At 64.8% G+C, this 24,842-nt stretch carries 22 protein-coding genes; 3 read left to right on the top strand and 19 right to left on the bottom strand.

Annotated features, from left to right (window positions below):
- Positions 1–226 precede the first annotated feature (226 nt).
- From hpf to F8O07_RS04655, 5 genes are all read right to left on the bottom strand, one after another.
- Complete coding sequence (hpf, locus tag F8O07_RS04675) at positions 227–829, bottom strand: ribosome hibernation-promoting factor, HPF/YfiA family (protein WP_158030961.1); 603 nt, start codon at positions 827–829, stop codon at positions 227–229.
- 95 nt (positions 830–924) lie between these two features.
- Positions 925–1,854 carry an NAD(P)/FAD-dependent oxidoreductase gene (locus tag F8O07_RS04670; RefSeq protein WP_158030960.1) on the bottom strand — a complete coding sequence of 310 codons (930 nt, stop codon included), beginning with the start codon at positions 1,852–1,854 and terminating at the stop codon, positions 925–927.
- 58 nt (positions 1,855–1,912) lie between these two features.
- The gene (gene gltX / locus F8O07_RS04665) at positions 1,913–3,430 is read right to left on the bottom strand and encodes a glutamate--tRNA ligase (RefSeq protein WP_158030959.1); all 1,518 of its coding nucleotides are present in this window, start codon (positions 3,428–3,430) and stop codon (positions 1,913–1,915) included.
- 96 nt (positions 3,431–3,526) lie between these two features.
- Positions 3,527–4,642, bottom strand: a complete 1,116-nt coding sequence (locus F8O07_RS04660; protein ID WP_158030958.1) for a SufD family Fe-S cluster assembly protein — start codon at positions 4,640–4,642, stop codon at positions 3,527–3,529.
- Between the two features lie 5 nt (positions 4,643–4,647).
- Entirely contained in the window at positions 4,648–5,424 is a 777-nt protein-coding gene (locus F8O07_RS04655) for an ABC transporter ATP-binding protein (RefSeq protein ID WP_158030957.1), read from the bottom strand.
- Positions 5,425–5,583: 159 nt separating this feature from the next.
- Here F8O07_RS04655 and F8O07_RS04650 point away from each other — a divergent pair, with 159 nt between their 5' ends.
- Positions 5,584–7,371 (top strand): cation:proton antiporter, encoded by a 1,788-nt coding sequence (locus F8O07_RS04650; RefSeq protein ID WP_158030956.1) that lies wholly within the window; start codon positions 5,584–5,586, stop codon positions 7,369–7,371.
- A 13-nt stretch (positions 7,372–7,384) separates the two neighbouring features.
- The gene (locus F8O07_RS04645; protein WP_158030955.1) at positions 7,385–7,813 is read left to right on the top strand and encodes a type II toxin-antitoxin system PemK/MazF family toxin; all 429 of its coding nucleotides are present in this window, start codon (positions 7,385–7,387) and stop codon (positions 7,811–7,813) included.
- 42 nt (positions 7,814–7,855) lie between these two features.
- Here the strand turns inward: F8O07_RS04645 and F8O07_RS04640 are convergent, their stop codons facing one another.
- From F8O07_RS04640 to F8O07_RS04605, 8 genes are all read right to left on the bottom strand, one after another.
- Positions 7,856–8,869 carry an aldo/keto reductase family protein gene (locus F8O07_RS04640; RefSeq protein WP_158030954.1) on the bottom strand — a complete coding sequence of 338 codons (1,014 nt, stop codon included), beginning with the start codon at positions 8,867–8,869 and terminating at the stop codon, positions 7,856–7,858.
- A gap of 85 nt (positions 8,870–8,954) precedes the next feature.
- Complete coding sequence (gene dapF / locus F8O07_RS04635) at positions 8,955–9,833, bottom strand: diaminopimelate epimerase (protein WP_158030953.1); 879 nt, start codon at positions 9,831–9,833, stop codon at positions 8,955–8,957.
- 2 nt (positions 9,834–9,835) lie between these two features.
- On the bottom strand, positions 9,836–10,795 hold the full coding sequence (gene miaA, locus F8O07_RS04630) for a tRNA (adenosine(37)-N6)-dimethylallyltransferase MiaA (RefSeq protein WP_158030952.1): 960 nt from the start codon (positions 10,793–10,795) through the stop codon (positions 9,836–9,838).
- Positions 10,795–12,297: a tRNA (N6-isopentenyl adenosine(37)-C2)-methylthiotransferase MiaB gene (gene miaB, locus F8O07_RS04625; protein WP_158030951.1), complete on the bottom strand. Its 1,503-nt coding sequence runs from the start codon at positions 12,295–12,297 to the stop codon at positions 10,795–10,797. The genes miaA and miaB overlap by 1 nt, the downstream gene beginning before the upstream one ends.
- A 102-nt stretch (positions 12,298–12,399) precedes the next feature.
- Positions 12,400–13,158, bottom strand: coding sequence for a regulatory protein RecX (locus F8O07_RS04620; RefSeq protein ID WP_158030950.1), 759 nt, complete (start codon positions 13,156–13,158; stop codon positions 12,400–12,402).
- Positions 13,158–14,222: a recombinase RecA gene (recA, locus tag F8O07_RS04615; RefSeq protein ID WP_158030949.1), complete on the bottom strand. Its 1,065-nt coding sequence runs from the start codon at positions 14,220–14,222 to the stop codon at positions 13,158–13,160. Before recA ends, F8O07_RS04620 begins: the two co-directional genes overlap by 1 nt.
- 233 nt (positions 14,223–14,455) lie before the next feature.
- Complete coding sequence (locus tag F8O07_RS04610; RefSeq protein WP_158030948.1) at positions 14,456–14,692, bottom strand: DUF3046 domain-containing protein; 237 nt, start codon at positions 14,690–14,692, stop codon at positions 14,456–14,458.
- A gap of 9 nt (positions 14,693–14,701) precedes the next feature.
- Positions 14,702–15,037: a helix-turn-helix domain-containing protein gene (locus F8O07_RS04605; RefSeq protein WP_158030947.1), complete on the bottom strand. Its 336-nt coding sequence runs from the start codon at positions 15,035–15,037 to the stop codon at positions 14,702–14,704.
- A gap of 383 nt (positions 15,038–15,420) precedes the next feature.
- Between F8O07_RS04605 and F8O07_RS04600 the strand changes: the two genes are divergently transcribed.
- On the top strand, positions 15,421–16,887 hold the full coding sequence (locus tag F8O07_RS04600; RefSeq protein WP_158030946.1) for an amino acid permease: 1,467 nt from the start codon (positions 15,421–15,423) through the stop codon (positions 16,885–16,887).
- Here the strand turns inward: F8O07_RS04600 and F8O07_RS04595 are convergent.
- The 6 genes from F8O07_RS04595 to dapA all read right to left on the bottom strand — a co-directional run bounded on the left by F8O07_RS04595 (position 16,836) and on the right by dapA (position 24,748).
- On the bottom strand, positions 16,836–17,696 hold the full coding sequence (locus F8O07_RS04595; RefSeq protein WP_158030945.1) for a sulfurtransferase: 861 nt from the start codon (positions 17,694–17,696) through the stop codon (positions 16,836–16,838). The two genes, F8O07_RS04600 and F8O07_RS04595, sit on opposite strands and share 52 nt — an antisense overlap.
- A gap of 53 nt (positions 17,697–17,749) precedes the next feature.
- A complete protein-coding gene (locus F8O07_RS04590) occupies positions 17,750–18,259 on the bottom strand; it encodes a CinA family protein (protein WP_225732849.1) in 510 nt (169 codons plus the stop codon).
- The gene (pgsA, locus tag F8O07_RS04585; RefSeq protein ID WP_225733180.1) at positions 18,256–18,897 is read right to left on the bottom strand and encodes a CDP-diacylglycerol--glycerol-3-phosphate 3-phosphatidyltransferase; all 642 of its coding nucleotides are present in this window, start codon (positions 18,895–18,897) and stop codon (positions 18,256–18,258) included. The genes F8O07_RS04590 and pgsA overlap by 4 nt, the downstream gene beginning before the upstream one ends.
- A 5-nt stretch (positions 18,898–18,902) precedes the next feature.
- The gene (locus F8O07_RS04580) at positions 18,903–21,776 is read right to left on the bottom strand and encodes a DNA translocase FtsK (RefSeq protein ID WP_158030943.1); all 2,874 of its coding nucleotides are present in this window, start codon (positions 21,774–21,776) and stop codon (positions 18,903–18,905) included.
- Positions 21,777–21,860: 84 nt separating this feature from the next.
- Entirely contained in the window at positions 21,861–23,582 is a 1,722-nt protein-coding gene (locus F8O07_RS04575; protein WP_225732850.1) for a ribonuclease J, read from the bottom strand.
- Positions 23,583–23,755: 173 nt separating this feature from the next.
- Entirely contained in the window at positions 23,756–24,748 is a 993-nt protein-coding gene (gene dapA, locus F8O07_RS04570) for a 4-hydroxy-tetrahydrodipicolinate synthase (RefSeq protein ID WP_158030942.1), read from the bottom strand.
- Positions 24,749–24,842 lie beyond the last annotated feature (94 nt).

Genomic DNA, 24,842 nt, shown 5'->3' with positions numbered 1-24,842 from the left:
GAGTGTAAGACCGGATTGATCGCATGACAGTCCGCTGGCATCGGGATGTGCCAGAACAGGACATCTCACAGACACAGTCGCAGACAACTGCTGCAGAACTCCGCGCGCATCGGCACACGCCGCAGACGAGGAATCCCCGTGTCGCGACAGATTCGTCGCAGGCACGGGGATTCGACTGCTCAGTCTTCATCTCAGCCGGTCAGATCCGACTGCGACTGAGCGTGGGTCACTCGTCGACGGTCTCGCCTGCCTCACCCAAGGCGATGACGCCGTAGTTGTAGCCCTTGCGTCGGTAGACGACGCTCGACTTGCCGGTCTCGACGTCTTCGAAGAGGTAGAAGTCGTGGCCGACCAGTTCCATGCGATCGACGGCCTGCTCGGGAGACAGCCGCTCGGCTGGGAACTCTTTGCGGCGAATCACCAGCGGAGACTCCGGCTGCTCATCGACACCCGCGTCGGTCGCAGCAGACGCGTCAGGCACGACGACTCCGGCATCCACACTCACCTGGACGCGATTGGGGCGACCCTTCGAGATCTTGCGACGATCTTTGCTGCGCCGCAGTCTCTCTGACAGTTTGCCCAACGCCTGGTCGAACGCTGAGAAACGGTCGCCGCCTTCGGCCTCGGCACGAATCACCGGGCCCGGAGCGATCACTGTGAGTTCGACGCGTTCGCCGAGATCGGGAGTCTTGTCGCTGATGTTCGAGACCTTCACCTCGAACCGCTGAGCGCGGTCAGAGAGCTGAGTGACTTTGTCGGCCTTCTGATCGACATAGTTCTCGAAACGATCGGAGTTTTTCACTCCCCGTGCCAGGACGCTGATCTGCATGGCAGACCTCCTTCTGTCGTCGGCTGTGCCGAACACCGGCACCGCCGGGAATTAGGTTGCGACCATTGTACGGTACACAACCGGCGACGGAGGCCTCAGCGACCTGGCGCGTCGAACGTCGCGAAGATCAGATCGTTGTTCAGACCGATGCCGGCCCGAGCGCCCTCACCAGCGGCGATGATCAGCTGCGAGGGCGTGATGCCGCGCACGTCACCGGCGGCGTAGACTCCGTCGACCCCCGAACGGCCGTACTCATCGGTCTTGACCCCGCCGAGATCGCCTGCAGTGGGCACGAGATCGGCCACGACCTGCGGCAGGCTCCACTCGGGCTGCACGAACCCGCCGGTCGCCGGCAGCACGCGGCCGTCGGCGAGTTCGACCGACTCGAGACGGCCGCCGTCACCATGCAGCGCGGCGATCGGGGTGTCGTCGACCTCGATGCCCTGTCTGCCCAGCACCTCGGCCTGATGCTCTTCGATGATGCCCGAGCCGTTCGTGAGCACGATCTCGCGGTCGGCCCACTGCGATGCACGCTTTGCGGTGTTGACCAGTTCGGGGTTCTCTCCGATGACCACCAGCGACTGCTCGCGGCGTTCCCAGCCGTCGCAGTGCACACAGCTGAAGATGGTGGATCCGTAGTAGCTGATCAGGTCGGGCACCTGCGGCAGCGCCTCGAGCACACCGGTGGCCAGCAGCACCTTACGGGCCTGTACCTCGCCGCTCGGCCCGCCGCGCACGCCCTTGATCGACGCGGTGAACGCGCCGTCGACGCCCGTGACGTGCTGCACTTCACCCCACTGAAAGTGCACGTTGGGATATTTCGCGAGATCTTCGCGCCCCAGTTCGCGCAGCGCCATCGGCGGGGTGCCGTCACGCGTGATGAAGCCATGCGACATATAGGTCGCACGGTTGCGAGGGCGATTGCCGTCAACGACGAGCACCTCGCGTCGGGCCCGGGCGAGCACCAATGCGGCGCTCAGACCGGCCGGTCCCCCACCGACCACGATGCAGTCGTAGTTGTTCATCTGCAGCTCACCTCTCTGTGACCGTGCCTGTTCGACGGGGTTGGACGCCGCCCGTATGTCAGAGCCCGCGCTCGGCGAGCACCGTGGAGAAGCGATCGAACCGTGCGAACGTCTCGTCGCGGCCGAGAATCTCGAGTGACTCGAAGAGCGGCGGAGAGACGCGTCGCCCCGACACGAGTGTGCGGATCGGCCCGAACGCCAGGCGCGGCTTGACGCCGAGACCGTCGACCAGCGCCATCTGCAGTGCGGCGTGGATGGCATCGGTGTGCCAGCTGGTGGCTGGCAGCGCCTCGAGTGCAGCCCGCGCGGCCGAGACGACCACTGCGGGATCACCCTTGAGCTTCATCGCGTCGTCCTGGTATTCGACCTGGTCTGCGGTGATGAACAGGAAGCGCAGCATGTCGGGGGCTTCGCCCAACACGTTGAGACGCGGCTGCACCAGCGGCGACGCCTCGTGCAGGATCTCGGCTTCGCGCTCGGTCAGCGGCGTGCTGACGAGCCCGCCGTGCTGCAGAAACTCAGTGAGTCGCGCTTCGAAGTCTGCGGGATCGAGAGCGCGCAGATGATCGCCGTTGATGGCAGTGGCCTTCTTCAGGTCGAAGCGTGCCGGGTTCGGGTTCACATCGACGATGTCGAAGTGCTCGACCAGCTCGGCCGGGCTGAACACGTCGCGATCTGGAGCGATGGACCACCCCAGCAGAGCCAGGTAGTTGACCAGGCCCTCTGGGATGAACCCGTTGTCGCGGTGGTTGAACAGGTTCGACTCGGGGTCGCGCTTGCTGAGCTTCTTGTTGCCCTCGCCCATCACGAAGGGCAGGTGACCGAAGCGCGGGATGAACGTGGTCAGCCCGATCTCGATCAGTGCGTGGTACAGAGCGATCTGGCGGGGCGTCGACGACAGCAGGTCTTCGCCGCGCAGCACGTGGGTGATGCCCATCAGCGCATCGTCGACCGGGTTGACCAGCGTATAGAGCGGCTGCCCGTTGGGGCGAACCACGACGAAGTCGGTGAACGAGCCGGCCGGGAACACGATCTCGCCGCGCACCAAGTCGTCGTACGAGAGGTCGGTGTCGGGCACGCGCAGACGCAGAGCAGGCTGACGCCCCTCAGCGCGGTAGGCGGCGCGCTGCTCGTCGGTGAGGTCGCGCTCGAAGTTGTCGTAGCCCTGCTTGGGGTTGCGCCCCTGTGCGACGTTGCGGGCTTCCATCTCTTCACCCGTTACGTAGCTCTCGTAGAGAAAGCCGGCGGCCTTCAGCTTCTCGATGACGTCTTGATAGATGTCACCGCGCTGCGACTGCCGGTATGGGCCGTGCGGGCCGCCCACGTCGATGCCTTCGTCCCAATCGAGGTGCAGCCAGCGCAGAGCCTCGACGATCTGCGCGTAGCTCTCTTCGCTGTCACGCTCGGCGTCGGTGTCTTCGATGCGGAAGACGAACGTGCCGCCGACGTGGCGCGCATACGCCCAGTTGAAGAGTGCAGTGCGAGCCATGCCGACATGGGGTGTGCCGGTGGGTGACGGGCAGAAACGCACGCGGATGTCAGAACCGGTCGCGTGAGAGAAAAGGTCTGTGGTCATGATGGCTCAGTCTACCCCGACAGGTGTCGGGGAGCACAGCGCGGCGCGCGGAACCAGCCTCGTGGTTCCGCGCGCCCACTGTCTTGTCAGAATGGCTCAGAGTGCGCCGGTCTTCGCCTGCGCAACCATCTCGACGACCTGCGAACGGATCGACTCAGGCAGCTGCTGACTGTCGAGGTCGAGGAAGCCCTGCACGATCAGCTCACGGGCCTGGTCTTCTTCGAGACCGCTCGCCATCAGATACGACAGCTTCTCTTCGCTGATCATGCCGATCGACGCCTCGTGCGAGAGCTGGGCGTCGGTCGTGTTGGCGCGCAGCGACGGAGACGAGTCGATGAAGCCGCCCTCAGAAAGCTTGAGCCCGTCACACCCCAGGTATCCCTTGGTGTCGTGGCCGTCACCAGTGAGATGGGAACGGTTCGTGATCTCGCCACCGGCCGAAACCATGCGCGCAATGCTCTCGGCGCTGGAGCGATCGCCCCGCAGATCAATGCGCGTGTCGCTGATGCGCTGCGTGCCTTCGGGCGCGAAGACGATGGACTGTTCGCTATAAACCGCGTCTTCTTCGATGTCGACCTGCGACACCGACTCGTGCCGACCGATCGGCGCGAGCGCGATCGAGCTGTCGGTCACGTGCGCGCCCTTCTCGATGTGTGTGCGTGAGTAGGACTTCACATGCATGTCTTCGCCCCATCGTTCGATGCTGAGCGAACGGCATCTGGCACCCTCGCGCACATATGTCTCAGAGATCGAGACGTGCTCTCCGGCGCGCAGGCCGTCGGAGACGGCGTCGCCGGAGATCATTTCGACCTCGGCGTTCGGCTCGATGACCGTGATGTCGTGTACGTACTGCCTGGCCTGCGGGGTCTCGAGCAGAGTGAACGTCTGCACTGGCAGCTTGACCTTGGCGCCCTCTTTGACGTGCACGAGGTAGCCGACAGGCTCGAGTGCCAGCTCGGTCACGCGACGCACGTCGTCACTGGCGTCAGGAGCGATCAGCCCGAACATGAGATCCTGCACCCAGTCGTATTTGCGCAGAGCCTCGGCGATCGGCAGCACCTCGACGTCGGGGTCGGTCATGCTGATGTGCTGCACCTTATTGTCGACGACGATCGCGGTGGCTGCGCGCTCGGTCTCGTCGGCGAATCCGACCATGTCGAGATTGGTGCGTTCGACGGGGCTCAGTGGCCCATGCTTGATGATCTCAATCATGACGATCAGCCTTCTTTCTTGGCAGTGGATGATGTGGTGCTCGCCTCGTCAGGGGCGCGATAGCCGTTCTGACGAATGGCGGCGAAGAGTTTCAGCGGATCTCCCGAGTACACGATGCGCCCGTCGACCATCAGGTGGCCCACGTCGGCCTTGACATAGTCAAGGATGAACCCCGTGTGCGTGATGATCAGAGCTGACGGCAGCTCGCCGTCTGGCCGCGGCGTGCGCACCAGACGCTCGATCGACTCGCCCACCGCGGCGATGTGCTCAAGATCCACGCCACTCTCGGGCTCGTCGAAGAGGCTGACCAACGGGCGCTGCAGCAGCAGCTTGAGCGTCTCCCAGCGTTTGATCTCACCACCAGAGAAGCCGGAGTTGATGTCGCGAGACCCGAAGCCCTCGAGATTCAGCTCGCGCTCTTCGCGAGCCAGCGCGTCTTGGGCGTGCATCGATCGCGCAAGCGCGCCGACGGTCACGCCTTCGAAGCTCGGCGGTCGCTGGAACGCCATGCCCAGACCAAGCCGGGCACGAGCATCCAGAGTCAGCGGCACTAGCGAGCGATCGTCGAGACGGATGTCGCCACCGGTCACCTGGTAACCAGGGAGCCCCATGATCGCCGAGAGCAGTGATGACTTTCCAGAGCCGTTCTGCCCGAAGAGCACGTGGACTTCTCCGTGTTGGATGTCGAAGGAGACGTCGTGGCAGACTGCTTTGCCCGCGATCGACACATTCACTCCGTGCAGAGCCAGCGCCGCAGGCTGCCTCAGCTCGTTCACCGTCATAGTCAGACCCCTCTTTTCAGACTGCCCTCGTTAACATCTGATGTTTCATTAGCCTATCGGTTCAGGCCGCGGCCGCGGGTCTTTCACAGACACGATGTATCATCGGCACCAATCTCCACCGCGACTCGGTCGAACGCCACACAGCTGAAGAGGGAACCAATGAATCATCTGCTGCTCTTCACTCTGCTCACGATGTCTGTGCTCATCACCGCCTTCGCACGCAGACGTGGCTGGTCCTCTCCGCTGGTGATCGTGATCCTGACATCGGCGATCTCATTCCTGCCTTTCGTTCCACACTTCGACATCGACTCCGAGCTGATTCTGACGCTCGTGCTGCCGCCGCTGCTCTACTCCTCTGCGCTGAACGTCTCGGTGATCAGCTTCCGCAAGAATCTGCGCGACATCTCGATGCTGGGCGTCGTGCTGGTGATCGTCACGGCCGCAGTCGCCGGTTTCGTGGCCTACATGGTGATTCCGGATATGACTTGGGCCGCGGCTCTGCTGCTCGGTGCGATCATCGCACCCCCTGACGCCGTCTCGGCGGCCTCGGTCGGCCGCAAGCTCAACCTGCCGAGACGTCTGATGACCGTTCTGCTGGGTGAGAGCCTCATCAACGACGCCACCTCGCTGACCATGATGAAAGTGGCGCTGACACTGGTCGGCGGGGCGGCGCTCACCTTCGCAGACGACCTCGGCATCTTCGGCCTGGCCGTCGGCGTCGGCATCGGTCTGGGCGTGGTCATGGGTGTGGTCTACAACTGGCTGCGCCGTCGTCTGAACGATCCGGTGATCGAATCGCTGCTCGGACTGCTGCTGCCGTTCTTCGCCTACACCGGAGCCGAGCACTTCGGCGGCTCGGGTGTGCTGGCCGTCGTGGCAGCCGGTCTCTTGGTCGGATATGCGTCGCCGACCTTCAACTACCGCACCCGTCTGCAAGACGAACCTCTCTGGAAAGCGATCGACGTGCTGCTCGAGGGCATGGTGTTCGCCCTCATCGGGCTGCAGCTGCACAGCGTCAGCACCAACCTGGTCGACGGCGGGCGTGGCATCCTGTGGAGCCTCAGCGTCGCCGCGCTGGTGCTCGTCGCCGTGATCCTGGTGCGACCGGCCTTCGTCTTCGCCACGTACGGCCTGCAGCTCTTGGGCATGCGCCTGCGCCGAAGCCGACACAGCGGATCGCCTGACTCAGCCGATGCATCCGCCCCACCCGGTGAGCGAAGTGTCCCAAGTGATCCGAGTCTGCTCACCCGGTCGATCATGGTGCTGACTCCGGAGAACAGCTCGACGCGCCGCTTCGCGGTTCGAGCGAAGAACACGGTGAGAGCGTTCGGCAGCTCGCAGGATCCACTGAAATGGAACGAGCTGTTGGTGCTGTCCTGGACGGGGATGCGCGGCGTGGTCACCCTGGCCGCCTCACTGAGCATTCCGGTGGTGATGTCCGACGGGTCGCGCTTTCCCGGGCACGACATGCTGGTCTTCATCGCGTTCGTGGTCACGGTCGGCACGCTGCTGCTGCAGGGGCTGACTCTGCCCGCGCTCATCCGCGTGCTCAACGTCGAAGACAAAGAGCAGCCCAAGCGCGACAGGGCCGCCCGGCAGCGGCTGCTGCGCACCAGCCTCGCCGAGGCCACCGACTTCGTCAAAAAGCGCGAGGGCAACTGGCGCAAGAAGTTCGGCGACGAAGCCGTCGACCGCGCGATCACGAACATCGAGTCACGGCTCAGCCGCATCGAGCATCAGCTCGACGCCGCCGAACATCAAGAGGTGACCGCGCTCGCGTCTCGGCACATCACCGAACTGCGCCGTCAGGTGCTGCGCACTCGACGCGAGATCCTGCTGCGCGAACGCAACGCCGGGCACATCGACGAAGAGCTGATGCGCGAGGTGATGGCCGGACTCGACGCCGAAGAGCTGGCGCTCGACGAGTCGGTCGTGGGGGCCCGCTGATGGGCGGCCGCAGGTGAGCGGGTTCTGGTCTTCCTCGTCAGGCGGATGCGCCGAGGTTTCGCTGCGTGCGCTGCGGTCGGCTGACACCGAGTGGACGAACGTGCCCAACGCGTCCACAGGCTATGCCTTCGGCGAGATCGTCTGGACGTGGGTGCCCTTCGGCGAGCGCGGCGGTCACGGCAAAGACCGCCCCTGCGTCGTGGTGGGGTCGGTCTCTGACCGCGGCGACCTGCTGATGGTGTATCTGACCAGTCGAGATCATGATGACGACGCCGAGCACCTGTTTCTGGGCTACGGCAGCTGGGATCGCAGCGATCGGGGCAGCTGGGCGCAGGTGCGCCGCCTCTTCCAGGTTCATCACACGGAGGTGCGAGACGGCGGCGCAGCACTCGATCGCATGCAGGCGAGAGCGCTGCGCCGAACGCTGCGGCTGAGCGACTGATCGATTTCTTCGTTCAGAGCTCAGCCGCAGACGGCCTGACGATCAGCAGGGACGGGTCTGCGGAGCCCGTTCGGCCGTCTTAGCCGGATCGGTCTCGGCGAAGGGCAGAATCACCTCGTCGATCGCAGCGAGCGTCGCATCGTCGAGCTCGACCTCGGCGGCCTGCACGTTCGAGGTGACCTGCTCGGGGCGTGAGGCGCCGATGATCGCACCCGCGATGCCGTCGCGATGCAGCACCCAGGCCAGCGACAGCTGCGCGAGCGTGATGCCGTGGTCGTCGGCGATGGGGCGCAGTCGCTGCACGGCTGCGAGCAGATCGTCGTGCAGGAAGGGCGCGATCATCTGCGATCCCCCGTGCTCGTCGGTGGCACGGCTGCCGGCCGGCGGCTGCTCACCTGGCAGGTACTTGCCGGTGAGCACGCCCTGCGCGAGCGGCGACCAGACGATCTGCGAGATGCCGAGCTCCTTCGACGCGGGCACGACCTCGCCCTCGATGACTCGCCAGAGCATCGAGTACTGCGGCTGGTTCGAGATGATGCGGAAGCCTGCCTGACGCGCGAGCTCCTGCCCGGCGCGCAACTGGTCGGCCGTCCACTCTGAGACGCCGATGTAGAGCGCCTTGCCGGCGCTGACGACGTCGGCGAAGGCCTGAATGGTCTCTTCGAGCGGAGTCTCGGTGTCGTAGCGGTGTGCCTGGTACAGATCGACGTAGTCGGTGTCGAGCCGTTCGAGCGAGCCGTTGATCGATTCGAGGATGTGCTTGCGACTCAGTCCGCAGTCGTTGTGTCCCTTCGGCCCGGTCGGCCAGTAGACCTTGGTGAAGATCTCGAGAGACTCCCGCCGCTGACCGTGCAGGGCTTCGCCGAGCACTGACTCGGCCTTCGTATTGGCATACACGTCTGCCGTGTCGAACGAGGTCACTCCCGCGTCGAGCGCCGCGTGCACGCTGGCGATCGCAGCATCGTTCTCGATCTGTGAGCCGTGTGTGAGCCAGTTGCCGAAGATGAGGGATGAGATTTTGAGGCCGCTGTCGCCCAGATACCGAAATTCAGTCATGAGTGCACGTTATCGCATGCGTCGTGTCCGCCGCTGTGAACACGACATGAACCTCCGCCGACTTGGCCCGACAAGACTGGTGCTCTCACGCGAGCGTGAAAGACCCCTCGAACACCAGCTCGGCAGGCCCGCCCAAGGCGACGTGCTCACCGTCTTCGGCGGCGAACATGCGCACGGTGAGCGCTCCGCCCGGCACCTGCACACGCCACAGGTTCGGGGCGCTCTCCCCCATCCAGTGGCGAGTGGCCAGTGCGGCGGCAGCAGTGCCGGTGCCGCACGAAAGGGTCTCTCCGACGCCGCGTTCGAAGACGCGCATACTGATCTGGCCGACGCCGTCCACGATCGGCTGCTCGCCCAGCGCCACGAACTCGACGTTCGCGCCCGCAGGCGGAGCAGGTCTCAGCACGGGCGGCTCGATCAGCTGCATCCGCTGCTGTGCGGCGCGATCCGGCAGCAGAACGACCACGTGCGGGTTGCCGACGTCAATGCCGAGACCGGGCCGACTCGCGCCGCCGAGTTCGTCGTCGACCGTGACGTCTCCGGGCACCAGAGCCCAGCGTCCGAGGTCGACCTGAAAGCCACCCGCCGATGCCTGTACGTCTTTGATTCCGGCACGCGTGGCGACCGGCAACGTGCTGCCCGGCATGATCTCGGCCAGACCTCGAGAGGTCAGATAACGGCTGAAGACGCGCACGCCGTTGCCACACATCTCGGCGACGCTGCCGTCGGCGTTGCGGTAGTCCATGAACCACTCGGCACGAGGCTCTTCGGCCAGCAGCGGGCGACCTTCGGGCAGATGTTCAGAGCGCACCACACGGATCAGCCCGTCTGCTCCCACGCCGAAATGTCTGTGGCAGATCTGCGCGATCTGTTCCTGGGTCAGCTCGAGCGTGCCGTCGGCGTCTTCGACGAGCACGAAGTCGTTGCCGGTGCCCTGCCCCTTGGTGAACGCAATCGTGGTCATCGTCACTCCGTTTCGTGATCTGCCCGGGCATCGACGTCATGTGCGAGGTCGTCAGCCACAGCGTCGGCGATGCATCGGATGTTCCCAGGGTCTCCGGTGTGCAGCCGCACAGCATCATGGTATCGCCGAAACCAGGTGCGCTGCTTCTTGACGAGTCTCGTCGTGGCGAGCACGGTGTCTTCGACGGCCTGGGTCTCGGAGCAGCGGCCGTGCAGCTGTTCGAGCGCCTCACGATACCCCGTGGCGTGTATCGCCGTCGGGCTGGTGGCGAGCCCCTGCCGATCCAGGGTGCGAACCTCGTCGAGCATTCCGCCGCGCCACATCGCCTGGGTGCGCTCGGCGATGCGCGCGTTCAGCACAGCACGCTCGTCTTCGAGCACGAAGAGCCTCGTGGGCTGCCACAGCTCGGCGGCATCCGCGCGGAACGAACTGAATGGTCTGCCGGTGAGCTCATACACTTCGATGGCTCTGATGACGCGACGTCTGTTGCGCTGGTCGATGCGATCCGCCGCGATCGGATCGACTTCACACAGCAGATCGTGCAGCTGTTCGTCGGTGAGATCTGCTGTCTGCTGCTCGAGTCGCGATCGAATGGCCGGGTCGGTTCCTGGCATCTGCTGCTGATGGATGACGGCCTCGATGTAGAACCCCGACCCGCCCACCATGATGGGATGAACGCCGCGCTGCTGCATCTCGGAGATGACGGCTCTGGCACGTTCGCGGAACCAGGCCGCTGTCGCCTCTTCTGTGATGTCGAGCTCATCGAACAGATGGTGCGGCACGCCACGACGTTCGAGCCCCGTGATCTTCGCCGTACCGATGTCCATGCCACGGTAGACCTGCATCGCATCGGCGTTGACGATCTCGCTGAGGATGCCCTGCTCGCGCAGTGCGAGGGCGACGTCGACGGCCAGCGCGCTCTTTCCTGTGGCGGTGGCGCCTGCGATGACGATCAGCGCCATCAGGATGCGGTGGTCGCTCTGATCGGAATACTCGGCATGCCGAGACTGACTCGCCCGTCGTCGACGGCGCAGGCGTCGGCTTCGGCGGCCTCCCAGGCATCGCCGGATACGGTGCGGCGCACCCGATACTGGTCTGCTCGCGGATCGGCCAGCAGGTGGAAAGGGGCAGCGTCGGTCACTGGAACCGTCACGAAATCGCCGGGACGAGGCGCATCTGCACCGGCCGGCACGCTGAAGTGGACGAGGCGGTTGTCTGCGGCGCGACCGCTGAGACGATGATTCGCGTGATCTTTGCGTCCCTCGGCGGGCGCGACCAGCACCTCGACGCTGCGACCGATCTGTTGACGGTTCTCTTCGAGCGAGATCTGGTTCTGCACCTCGACCAGTCGTTCATAGCGCTCTTGGACCACAGCCTTGGGCACCTGATCTGGCATAGTGGCTGCCGGAGTACCGGGACGAATCGAGTACTGGAAGGTGAACGCGCTGGCGAAGCGCGACTTGCGCACCACGTCGAGAGTCTGTTCGAAGTCTTCGTCGGTCTCGCCGGGAAACCCGACGATGATGTCTGTGCTGATGGCGGCGTCAGGCATACGGTCGCGAACATCGTCGAGGATGCGCAGGAACTTGGCGCTGCGGTACGAGCGGCGCATGGCTTTGAGAACTCTGTCTGAGCCCGACTGCAGTGGCATGTGCAGCTGCGGCATGACTGAGGGAGTGTCAGCCATCGCATCGATGACGTCGGCGGTGAACATGGCCGGATGCGGGCTGGTGAACCGCAGACGCTCAAGCCCGTCGATCGCACCGGCGGTGCGCAGCAGCTTGCCGAAGGCCTTGCGGTCTCCGAAGCCGACGCCATATGAGTTCACGTTCTGCCCGAGCAGCGTGACCTCGATCACGCCCTGATCGACAAGAGCTCCGACCTCGCTCAACACGTCGCCCGGCCGGCGGTCTCTCTCTTTGCCACGCAGTGACGGCACGATGCAGAACGTGCATGTGTTGTTGCAGCCCACTGAGATAGAGACCCACCCGGACGCATGAGACTCCCGCTTGCTCGGCAGCGTCGACGGAAAGACCTCAAGCGATTCCAGAATCTCGACCTGCGCCTCATGATTGTGTCGCGCGCGTTCGAGCAGCACCGGCAGCGAGCCCATGTTGTGAGTGCCGAAGACCACGTCGACCCAAGGGGCCTTCTCGGTGATGCGCCCCTGATCTTTCTGAGCGAGACAGCCCCCGACGGCGATCTGCATGCCCTCGTGCTCCCGTTTCACCGAGGCCAGGTAACCGAGATTGCCGTAAAGGCGATTGTCGGCGTTCTCACGCACAGCGCAGGTGTTGAGCACGATGACGTCGGGTTCCTGCCCGTCTGCCTCGACATAGCCAGCAGCCTCGAGTGATCCACGCAGGTGCTCGGAATCGTGCACGTTCATCTGGCAGCCGAACGAGCGCACCTCGTAGGTGCGGGGCTGGTCGGTGTGTGGTGCGCTCTGTTCGATGGTGCTCATGATGAAGTCATTCTAGGCGACGTCGGTGATACGGCAGAACGCCTCCGTTCTGCGCGGCTCGTACGCCACGAAACGCTCTGCAGAGGTGCCGCCTCGGCGAACCTAGCCAAGCACCCTGGCGATGGCAAGATGAACCGTCTCAGAGTCGAAGCCTTTGCGCTGCAGCGTCGCCGAAAGCCGCTGGCGTTGAGCCGAGGGGGTCTGGGCGCCCAGACTGCGCAGTCGCTTGCGAGCCAGAGCCTCAGCTCGATCGACCTGCTGATCGCCGTCGAGGTCGGCGAGTGTGTCGTCGATGACCGAGCGGTCGAGCCCGCGCTCTTCGAGTGCACGTCGGATGACTATCGTGCCCTGGCCTCGACGACGCAGAATCTGCTCTGCGATGTCCTGAGCGATCTGGCGGTCGTCGATGTCGCCGCGTTGCTGTGCTTCGGCGATCACGGCGTCGACCGCTGCCGGCGCGATCTCGTGTGCGTACAGCGCACCGCGGAGTTCTGACTCCGTTCGGTCTCGACGCGTCAGCAGACGGTCGAGCTCGGCTCGGGCCTGCAGCAGTTCAGGATCGGCTCCGAGCATTTCGCCGAGGGCTGTCGCCGCGTCGGCTGCGCCGGTCAGCGCACCCTCAGCGTCGAGCTCGTCGGTGTGATGCTCGGTTTCGCCTGTCGGGCCTGCAGCTGGTGTCTGCGTCTGGGCCTCTGTGTGAGCCTGGCCCTGGCCCTGCACAGCGCGAACTCGAGGTGAAAGCGAGATCACCGAGGCGTCAGCGCTCTGCTGCCGATGGTTGGAAGCAGTCGCAGTCTGTTCAGACCGGTCGTCGGCATCTCTGCGCCAGGCCCCCAGACTGACGACATTGTCGTCGTTCATCAGGCCTCTTTTGCCACGCGCTTATCGTCGAGCGATTCGACATTCGACTCTTCTGCGGATTCGGGAGCTGCGATGATGCCCAGACTGACCTTGATCTTGGTCTCGATCTCGTTGGCGATCTCGGCGTGGTCTTTGAGAAACTGTCGAGCGTTCTCTTTGCCCTGACCGAGCTGCTCACCTTCGTAGGTGTACCACGCCCCAGACTTGCGCACGAAACCGTTGTCGACACCGTAGTCGATCAGACCGCCCTCACGTGAGATGCCTTCGCCGTAGAGAATGTCGAACTCGGCCTGCTTGAACGGCGGAGCCATCTTGTTCTTGACGACTTTGACACGTGTGCGGTTGCCCACTGCGCTGCCGCTGTCTTTCAGAGTCTCGATGCGACGGATGTCAAGACGCACCGATGCATAGAACTTCAGTGCCTTTCCGCCTGAGGTGGTCTCAGGGCTGCCGAAGAACACACCGACTTTTTCACGCAGCTGGTTGATGAAGATCGCCGTGGTCTTCGAATGCGAAAGCGCACCGGTCAGCTTTCGCAGGGCCTGGCTCATCAGTCGTGCCTGCAGACCCACATGCGAGTCGCCCATGTCGCCCTCGAGCTCGGCTCGCGGAACCAACGCAGCCACCGAGTCGATGACGATGACGTCGATCGACCCCGAGCGGATCAGCATGTCGGCAATCTCAAGCGCTTGCTCACCGGTGTCGGGCTGAGAGACGAGCAGCTGGTCGATGTCGACGCCAAGCTTGTGAGCGTAGTCAGGATCGAGCGCATGCTCGGCGTCGATGAACGCAGCGATGCCGCCGTTCTTCTGTGCATTGGCGAGTGCGTGCAGAGCCACTGTGGTCTTACCCGAGGACTCAGGGCCGTAGATCTCGACGATTCGGCCTCTCGGCAGCCCGCCGATGCCGAGCGCGGCGTCAAGTGCGATCGAACCCGTGGGAATCACCTCGACAGGTGCACGCTCGTCGCTGCCCAACCGCATGACCGACCCCTTGCCAAATTGGCGGTCGATCTGTGCCAGCGCTGTGTCAAGCGCTTTATGACGATCATTTGCTGCAGCCATGTGCTTCCTCATCTCTGGTCGACGTTCACATTCTGTGATGAAGATCACGTTAGAGCCGACCACTGACATTCCTGTACGACGTCGACTGTCTGTGGAGAAGCAGACTGGCGACGACGCGCTCTGCAGAGAACGTTAGCAGAAGATTCGAAGATATGTTCGAAGAGCAATCTGCGTGTCTCCAGCGTTCGACTCCTCGTCACGGACCTGAGGATTCGACATGAGACGGCAGTGCGTCAGGAGTGCATCCGATTCTTGGCCGCTTTGGGGTCGACGCCATGCCACCGGCTTTTGGGCACGTCTGCTGCGGCGCACAGCGCCAGCCAGACCTCACGAGGCTCATCGCCTCTGGCCAATGCGACTCTGCCGGTCACGTCGCCGCAGGCGCCCAGCACAAGGTCATCGACCAGCACCTGCCCGTACGCGCTGCCGAACTCGTTCTCGACGAACTCCCAGAACTGGCTGTTGCGCATCGGCTGGGCTCAGCGCGCTGAAGGAACGTAGCGATCGACGTCGTCGAGCAGCTCGTCAGGAATCGTGTCGGGAATGCCCGACATATCGTCGAAGGGATGCGCAGTGATGCCCTCGAGCGTGGCCATGCGATCACTCACCTGACGCATGATCTGCGAGACCGGCACATCGAGCGCGTCGGCAACCGACGCGAGAATCTCGCTCGACGCCTCTTTCTGCCCACGCTCGACCTCGCTGAGGTACCCCAGCGCAACGCTTGCCCGACCGGCCACCTGGCGAAGCGTGTGGCCGCGTTCCTGTCGCAGATCCCGGAGCACATCACCGAGCTCCTGGCGAAGCAATACCATCGGTTCTCCTCTCCGGCCCGCTTGAGCCTGGCTGTTGCGGCTACGAACCAGAGTAGCCCACCCCTGTGACAAGGTATGCAGAGTGACAGCTCATGCACAAGTACTGAAGGTCATGGGGTTCTGTTGGTACAACCAAGGCGCACCGCACGCTATTCCCGCGGTGTGACACACACGATTCCCACGGTGCGGTACACACGATTTCGCGAGAGCTGTGCACCCCCTGAGGCGGCGAACACGACGACCCTGGCCCCGTCGCGCGCAGCTGCCCCGGCACTAGACTCGTCCAAGATCCATGCGGCGCACCGAGGAGCGGAACCTCTCGTTCCCAGCTTCACCGCGGCCTCCGACAGCCTGGCTGCGCCGACCGAGAGACGAGGAATCCAATGCAGGACGGGCAGACGAGCACAGAGACGAGCTCGGGCACGACGAAGGCGAGAAGCGGCTTTCGCACGAGACACCTGACCATGATGGGGCTGGGCTCGGCCATCGGCGCCGGCCTTTTTCTCGGCAGCGGGGCAGGCATCGCGATGGCGGGGCCCGCGATCATCGTCTCCTACGCCGTAGCCGGCGCTCTCGTGCTCATCGTGATGCGCGCCGTCGCCGAGATGGTCTCGGCACACCCCTCGACAGGCTCGTTCGCCACCTACGCGTCACAGGCGTTCAACAAGAAGGCCGGGTTCACCCTCGGCTGGCTGTACTGGTTTCTGCTGATCATGGTGCTCATCGCCGAGATCAGCGGAGCCGCCGGCATTCTCCACTCGCTGGTTCCCACAGTGCCGCAGTGGGGCTGGGCGCTGATCTTCGTGGTCTCGTTCGCGGCGGTCAATCTCTGGGGCGTTCGCAACTTCGGCGAGTTCGAATTCTGGCTCTCGGGGGTCAAGGTCGTCACCGTCGTGGTCTTCCTGATCATCGGCGTCGCACTGATCGTCGGCATTGTGGGCGACGGCCCGGTGGGCTTCTCGAACTTGGTCGAACACGGCGGCTTCGCTCCGCAGGGCTTCAGCGGTGTCGCGGCCGGGCTGCTCGCCGTGATGTTCAGCTTCGGCGGCATCGAGATCATCACGATCGCCGCAGCCGAGGCCGATCGCCCGCGTGAGGCGATCCGCGCGGCGACCAAGAGCATCTTCTGGCGCATCCTCATCTTCTACATCGGCAGCATGCTCGTCATCGCCACGCTGCTGCCGTGGAACGACCCGGCGGTCAGCGGCCCGAACGGCCCGTTCGTCGCAGTGCTGCAGCTGGCTCACATACCGGCCATTGCGACGGTCATGCAGATCATCGCCGCCCTCGCGCTGCTGTCGGCGTTCAACGCGAACATCTACGCGACCTCGCGCATGGCCTATTCGCTGACAGCGCAGGGTGAGGGGTTCGCTCCCCTGCTGCATCTGTCGAAACGCAAAGTGCCGACCAATGCCGTCTTGGCCTCGATCGTGCTCTCGTTGGTCGGGGTGTTCCTCAACTGGTGGATTCCCGGTCAGGTCTTCACCGTGCTGCTCGACCTCGTCGGCGCTGCGCTGCTGGTCGTCTGGGCGGGCATGCTCGCATCACAGCTGCGTCTGCACCGCGAGCTCGAGCGCGAGGGGTCGATCAGTCTGCGCATGTGGTGGCACCCGTGGCTGTCGTGGATCGGGCTCGTCGGGCTCGCCGCGTTCGCCGGGCTGATGCTCTGGAACGAACAGACTCGCTGGCAGCTGCTCGGCACGATCGCCATCACGCTGGTGATCTGGCTCATCGGCCTCGTCAGAGGCGTCGATCGACACCGTTTGACAATGCCCGGCGACCTGTCGCCTGAGGCGGGTCAGGGCAGCGGGCCAGTCGTGACGGGGCGTCCGGGCGTCGACGACCACTGACTCCACGAGCCGGGATAGAGCGCCGCATCGATTCCAGCAAGGCTGAGCGCCAGAATCGTGTGTGTCGCTGACACGCCTGATCCGCAGTGCACCGCCACGGAGGTCGTGCCGTCGATGCCGAGACCGGCAAAGCGCTCGCGCAGCTCGTTCGGCGAGCGGAACGTGCCGTCGTCTGCGAGGTTCTCATCGGTCGGGGCGTTCACCGCACCCGGAATGTGCCCCGCCTGCGGATCGACCGGCTCGCTCTCGCCGCGGTAGCGTTCGTGCGCACGGATGTCGACCAGCGTGCCATGCTGTGGCAGTCGGCCCGCCTCGTCCATAGTGACGGTCGGCAGATGGCCGAAGCGCACGGTCACCGTGCCGTCGTCGCAGGCGACGACGTCGCCTGCCTGCAGCGGCCGACCCTCGGCTCTCCATTTGGCGAGCACTCCGTCGAGCAGTCGAACGTTGTCGAAACCGGCGTCTCGCAGCAGCCACCAGGCGCGCGTCGCGGCGATGCCTCCGACGTCGTCATAGACGACCGCCAAGTCTTCGGGGCGCAGCCCCCACCTCCGCACAGCTCGCTGAAAGCGTGCGGTTGAGGGCAGTGGATGCCGCCCGAGCTCTGGTGCGGCAGGATCGGCGAGCTCGACGTCGAGGTCGACGTAGATCGCTCCGGGCAGATGCCCTGCCAGATACTCGTCATGGGTGCGATCATTGCCCAGCTGCCAGCGCACGTCGAGCAGCACCAGACGGGGAGCATCCGCCTGCCCGCGCTGGTCGATGAGCGCCGCGACGTCGTCAGTCGAGATGAGCGGATCGATGGCCATATGACTCCTTCGTCGGTGAGTTGTGCAGCAGGCGTCGAGCAGGGCGACTCCGATCAGCGCATGCCGAGATCGATGTGCTCCCAGAGATGGTCGAGGGCGGCCGAGACCGTTGCCTCGCGAATCGCCTGACGGCTGCCGCCGAAGTGATGCGCGAAATGAGTCACGCCGGACTGTGACGCCAGGCCGATGAAGACCGTGCCTGGAGGCTGGTCGTCCTGCCAGTCAGGGCCGGCGACTCCCGTGGTCGAGATGCCCACGGTCGAGACCAGCGGCCCCTGGGCCAGCCGCTCACGCACGCCGAGCGCCATCTCTTCGGCCACCTGCGGGTCGACCGCGCCGCGTTCTTCGAGCAGCTGTTTGTCGACGCCGAGCAGGCGGTGCTTGAGCGGAGTCTGGTAGGCCGTGATGCCTCCGGCGAGCACCTTCGATGCACCGGGCACATCGGCCAGCGCCGCACTGACGAGACCTGCGGTGAGCGACTCTGCGACGGCGATGGTGAGCCCGAGCCGCGTGTAGTGCTGAATGATGAATCCCTGCCGACTGATCGGCTGTTCTGCCATCATCGGGTGCCTCCTGGCTGTGTTGTGTCGTCGGCAGACGAGCGCGCTCGGTGCCCGCGAACGGCATCGACGGCATAGGCGACGCCGCTGTACAGAGTGAGCAGCACTGCCGCTGCCAGCAGCGCCCATGTGATCCACTGGAACCAGGCGACGTGGAGCGCGAAGGGTGCGAGGGCACAGGCGATGGCGACCGACTGCACCACCGTCTTGAGTTTGCCGGCACGCGAGGCGGGAATCACCAGGTGCGACCGCAGAGCGATGACGCGATAGATCGTGATGCCGATCTCACGCAGCAGAATGACGATTGTCACGGCCCACCACACATCGCCGACGACGCTGAGGCCGATGAGTGTCAGGCCGGTCATGCCTTTGTCTGCGATCGGATCGGCGATCTTGCCGAAGTCGGTGATCTGCCCCCAGCTGCGCGCGAGATGACCGTCGACGCCGTCTGAGGCCATCGCCACGATGAACAGCGCGGTCGCCCACCAGCGCAGACCGCCGCCGTGCACCCCGGCCGCGTCGACCAGCAGCAGCACGAAGACGACGGGTGCGAAGAGGATGCGCACGACCGTGATCGCATTCGGCAGGTTCCAGGGTGAGGGCTGAGCGTCGCTCGAGCGCGCCGGGGTGGGTGTGGTCATCTGGGTCATCTTCCTGTCAGCTGCCAGGCGTCCTGACTCGAGCCGCCATGCCGACGGCCGTCGTCCAAGTCGTCAAGATCGTTCGAGAGCACCGGTTTGCTGGGATCGACACCTCGGGCGTCGGGTCCAGTCGGTGCGTGGTTGTCGGGACCGCCATAGCCGGCGACGTGCCCGCGCGCTGCGGCTGACTCAGCCTCGTGTTGGGCGTTGCGGCTCTCATGAGACTGCCCGGCCGCGCTGCCGGCCGAGCCCGTCGGATACCCGCCGCTGGGTGCGTCGCCGCCCGCGGCTGGCGTCGCACCGTCGGCTCCGTCGTCATCGGCGTCGTAGATGCTGTCGCGCTCGCCTCGCAGGTAGGCCAAGACGTTCGGCAGATACTCTGGCGTCACCAGCACATCGCGCGCCTTCGACCCCTCAGAGGGGCCGACGATGTCACGCGACTCGAGCAGGTCCATCAGACGCCCGGCTTTGGCGAAGCCGACGCGCAGCTTGCGCTGCAGCATCGATGTCGAGCCGAACTGGTTCGAGACGATCAGCTCGACCGCAGCCAGCAGATCTTCGAGATCGTTGCCGATGTCGGCGTCGATGTGCTTCTTCTCGGCCTCTGGTGCAGCGGTGACGTCTTCGCGGTAGTCCGGGTTGGCCTGCTGTCGAACGTGATCGACGATCGCATGGATCTCGCTCTCTTCGACCCAGGAGCCCTGGACACGAGCCGGTTTGTTGGCACCCATCGGCAGAAAGAGCGCGTCACCCTGCCCGATCAGCTTGTCTGCGCCGGCCTGGTCGAGGATCACGCGGGAGTCGGTGACGCTGGTCACGGCGAACGCGAGACGGCTCGGAACGTTGGCCTTGATGAGACCGGTGACCACGTCGACGCTCGGTCGCTGCGTCGCGAGCACTAAGTGGATGCCGCTGGCACGGGCGAGCTGAGTGATGCGCACGATCGAGTCTTCGACGTCTTTCGGCGCAACCATCATCAGGTCTGCGAGCTCGTCGACGACGACCAGCAGGTAGGGATACGGCCTGAGCACGCGCTTCGAGCCTGCAGGAGGCTGCACCTCTCCGTTGACGACGGCCTTGTTGAAGTCGTCGATGTGTTTGAAGCCGTAGTTGGCCAGATCGTCGTAGCGGTGATCCATCTCTTTGACCACCCACTGCAGCGCGTCTGCCGCCCGCTTGGGGTTGGTGATGATCGGGGTGATCAGGTGAGGCACTCCGGCGTAGTTCGACAGTTCCACACGCTTCGGGTCGACCAGGACGAGTCGCACCTGTGCCGGCGTGGAACGCAGCAGGATCGAGGTGATCATCGAGTTCACGAAACTCGACTTGCCCGACCCGGTCGAGCCGGCCACCAGCAGATGCGGCATCTTGGCGAGGTTCGCCAGCACGAAGCCGCCTTCGACGTCTTTGCCGACGCCGATGGTCAGCGGATGGTGGCTCTTCTGCGCCGCCGGCGACCGCAGGATGTCTCCCAGATGCACCGTCTCGCGGTCGCGGTTCGGAATCTCGACGCCGATGGCCGATTTTCCGGGAATCGGCGACAGAATGCGCACATCGGCGCTGGCAACCTGGTACGCGATGTTCTTGCTGAGTGCAGTGAATCGCTCGACCTTGACGCCCGGACCGAGTTCGACCTCGTAGCGGGTCACCGTCGGGCCTCGGCTGAATCCGGTGACTTTGCCGTCGACGCCGAACTGCTGCATGACGTCGGTCAGTTGTGCGATGACTTCGTCATTGACCTTGGTGCGTGCCTGTGCGGGTGCCCCCTTGCTCAGCAGCTCGATCTCGGGCAGCTGATAGGGATGCTCTGGGTCGTCAAACGAGGCAGGCTCAGGTTCGAAGGTGTCTGGTTCGTCACTGGGAGCAGCACCGTGCTCCCCCTCGCTGAGCACCTCGGTGTGGGTGTTGTCAGCGGCGTGCACGGTCGCGGCGGGTTCGTCGGGAAGGTCGAAGAGTGCGGCGACTTCGTCTGCGGCAGGCGTCTCGGCGCTTTCGATCGCCTCGTGCTCGGCTGCCTCTGCGGCCTTCTTCGCACGGCGTTCGGCTCGGCTCGGGCGACTGCGCCGACCGGGCTGCTGCGTGCTCTCTTCGGAGCGGTCGCTCGCCAGCAGCGGACGTGTCGGCGGAAGCTGTTCGCCCGGCGCCCTCTTGGCCTCGTCGGCCTCGCGGGAAGCACTGTGATCGAGGCCGAACATGTAGGCATACGCCTCGCGCAGCCGGCTCATGATGCGGTTCGGCGGCGTCTTGGTGAGAATGAGCAGTGAGAGCAGCAGCAGAACGGTGAGCACCGGCACAGCGAACCAGACCGTGAGGCGGATCGGCAGGAAGGCGACGGTGAAGCCGATGATGCCGCCGGCCTGGGCGACGTGTTCGAGGCCGTCGTCAGCTGGAACGGGGTTGCCTGCAGCAACCTGCCAGAGCCCGGCGAGCATAGCGACGAAGAGTCCCAGACCGATGCCGATGCGACCGGTCTCAGCGGCCTTGACCGGGTGGTGGAACAGCCAGAGACACAGTAGAAAGAAAAGCACTGGCAGCAGCGTGGCAGACCCCCCGAAGAGCGCCCCGAACGTTGCGGTGTGCAGCGCGTGCCCGACGGCTGAGGTGGGCAGGAACCACTCGACGACGACACCGAGAACCGCCAGCACGAAGAGAGCGAAGGGAAACCCGTCGCGGCGTTCGTCTGCTGGCACCTTGTCTGGAGCGAATGCGCGTGCGGCGGCGCCCACGCCATGCGCGCACGCCATGTAGGCACGCCTCACAAACGGCCCGAACCCCTCGCCTTCGGTCTGCACGCGCTTGGCCTGGCCCTTCTGCGCGTCTTGGAGCACGCGGGTCTTCGCCGTCTTCGCGGCGGGTTTCGTTCGGGGTTGTCGAGCCATGGCCTCAACGGTACCGCCAGCCGCAGACGCTTGCACGCATACACGCTGGCGGCACCGGGAAGAGTCCGAGCTGCAAAGCCGAGATCAGTCGCTCTCTGTGACGATCTCGACGTCGTCGATCGACTCGGCCGGGAGCACGATCGGTACGATCATCGGCTTGCGGCGAAGCCTCTGGCTGACCCACCGGCCGACAGTGCGGCGCACGACCTGCTGCATGACGTGCGGGTTGCGCTCGCCCTCTGCGTAGACGTCTGCGATCGCACGCTCGACGCGTGGCACGACGTCGTCGAAGACCTTGTCGTCTTCGGCAAGACCGCGCGCTTGAATCTCAGGCCCGACGACCAGGTGGCCGTCGTTCATGTTGATGCCGATGATCACCGTGATGAAGCCCTCGGCGCTCAGCGTGCGCCGATCCCGCAGGTCGGCCTCGGTGATCTCTCCCACCGACGAGCCGTCGACGAAGATGTGGTCGTTGCGGTACTGACCGGTGATCTTCGCTCGTCCCTTTGCCAGATCGATGACCGACCCCGAGTGCGCGACGACGATGCCCTTGGGGTTCACACCGGTCGAAGCCGCCAGCCCAGCGTTGGCGTGCAGATGGCGGACCTCGCCGTGAACCGGCATCGCCATGTGGGGACGCACCACGTTGTACCACTGCAGCAGCTCGCCCGAGTTGCCGTGGCCCGAGACGTGCACCTTGGCGTTGCCCTTGTGGATGACGTCGGCGCCCTTCTCGATCAAGTTGTTGATCAGACCCGAGACCGCAGTCTCGTTGCCCGGGATCAGCGACGAGGCCAGCAGAACGGTATCGCCCTTCTCGACAGTGATCGAGGGGTGTGAGCCGTTGGCGATGCGAGACAGCGCGGCCAGCGATTCGCCCTGCGAGCCGGTGCAGATGTAGACCAGCTTCTCGCGCGGCATCTTGCCGGCCTTCTTCAGATCGACCAGGGCGTTGTCGGGAATGTTAAGGTATCCCAGTTCGCGGGCGATCGTCAGGTTGCGCAGCATGGAACGGCCGACCAGCACGATCTTGCGTCTCGCCTTGATGGCGGCGTCGGCGATCTGCTGCACGCGGTGCACATGCGACGAGAACGTCGACACGATCACCTGCTGCTTCGCCTCGCTGATCACACGGCGGATCGCCGGGCCGACGCTGCGCTCAGAGTCGGAGTGCCCCGGCACCTCGGCGTTGGTCGAGTCCATCAGCAGCAGATCGACGCCTTCGGCGCCGAGACGCCCCAGGCCCTGGAAGTCGGTGACACGGCCGTCGATGGGGGTCTGGTCGACCTTGATGTCACCGGTGTGCAGCAGCGTGCCCGCCGGTGTGTGCATGGCGACGGCGAGGCAGTCGGGAATCGAATGGGTCACCGTGAAGAACTCGAGCACGAACTCGCCGACCGTCAGTTTGTCTCGTGCCTCGACGACGATCGACTCGGGTGTGATGTGGTGCTCTTTGAGCTTCGCCTCGGTGAGCCCCAGCGTCAGACGTGAGCCGATCAGAGGAATGTCGTCGCGCAGTTTGAGCAGGTACGGCACGGCACCGATGTGGTCTTCGTGGCCGTGAGTGAGCACGAGCGCGTCGATGTCGTCGAGACGATCGGCGATCGGTGCGAAGTCAGGCAGGATGAGATCGACGCCGGGCTGTGAGTCTTCGGGGAAGAGCACGCCGCAGTCGACGATGAGCAGACGTCCGTTGAGCTCGAACGCCGTCATGTTGCGTCCGACCTCGCCGAGGCCGCCCAGTGGGATGATGCGCAGAGTGTCTTTGCGCAGTTTCGGTGGCTGATTGATTACTACAGCGGACAAATCCGACCTTCCGTGGGCACACTCGTGCCCGTGCTTCGTGCGGCTCCAACGTGGAGACTCGCGTCTTCATGGCCGTGCCTCGTGCACGACATGTACATCTCTTCTCGTCACCGGAGCAGGCGAACGTCGCGCGATCAGCCTGCGCTGGTCGCGCTGCGCGGACGGCGTGCCGCTCAGGCGTTGCGCCGTGCCGCGCCGGGGATGCGCGGCAGTGCTCCTCCGGCCGCAGCGTTGCGGTCGGGGCGGAAATCTGTGAAGTCGACGCCGGGAATGCTCTCGACCGCGTCGATGTCGGACTCGATGAGCGCGGCTTCGGCGTCTTCCGGACCGACCAGCGGCAGTCGCACGCGCGGGCTGCCGATGCGGCCGAGGCCGTGCAGGATGTACTTCGTCGACACCGTGCCAGGAATGTGCGTCATGGTCGCCCGCACCAGTGGTTCGAGCTGACGGTGCACGTCGAGCGCCGTCGCGAAATCGTTGGCGTTGACGGCGTCGAACATCTTGCGGTATGCGGCCGACACGATGTTGGCGGTCACGCTCACCACGCCGACCGCACCGAGCGCGGCGTGCGCCAGCGCATGCGTGTCGTCACCGGAGTAGTAGGCCAGGCCGGTCTCGTTCAGCACCCGCGAAACCTGTGCGAAGTCGCCCTTGGCGTCTTTGACCGCGACCACGTTGGGATGCTTCGCGGCGCGCGAGATGGTCTCGTACGTCAGCGGAATGCCAGCACGACCAGGGATGTCATAGAGGATCACTGGAAGATCGGTGGCGTCTGCGACCATGCGGATGTGTGTGAGCACGCCCGCCTGCGTCGGCTTCAGGTAGTACGGGGTCACGAGCAGAATGCCGTCGGCCCCTGCGGCCTCGGATTCGCGGGCCAGCTGGATGGCGTGTGCCGTCTCGTTGGAGGGTCCGCCTGAGATGATGCGGGCACGGCCTGAGGCCACCTGTTTCGCAGTGCGAACCAGCTGGATCTTCTCGGCGTCGGTGAGCGTCGAGGTCTCACCGGTCGTGCCGCTGACGACGATTCCATCGGCGCCTTGAGTGACGCAGTCATCGATCAGCGCTTCGACTCCGGCCCAGTCGACTTCACCGTCGGCGCGCATGGGAGTGACGACTGCGACCAGCACCTGGCCGAGCTGCTTGATGATCTCTGTCTCTGGCATCACCTCAGTTTACCCCGCAGGCAGGCGGCTGGCCACATTTCGCGCGTGCCCGGTGCCGAAGCATGCCGCAGGCCTCTGCTGCGCGGCGGCGTCT

Origin of the sequence: Pseudoclavibacter sp. CFCC 13796, assembly GCF_008831185.1 — a bacterium.
Lineage (GTDB): Bacteria > Actinomycetota > Actinomycetes > Actinomycetales > Microbacteriaceae > Pseudoclavibacter_A.
Note: the sequence above shows the minus strand (reverse complement) of the source record. Positions and strands in the feature narration are given on the sequence as shown.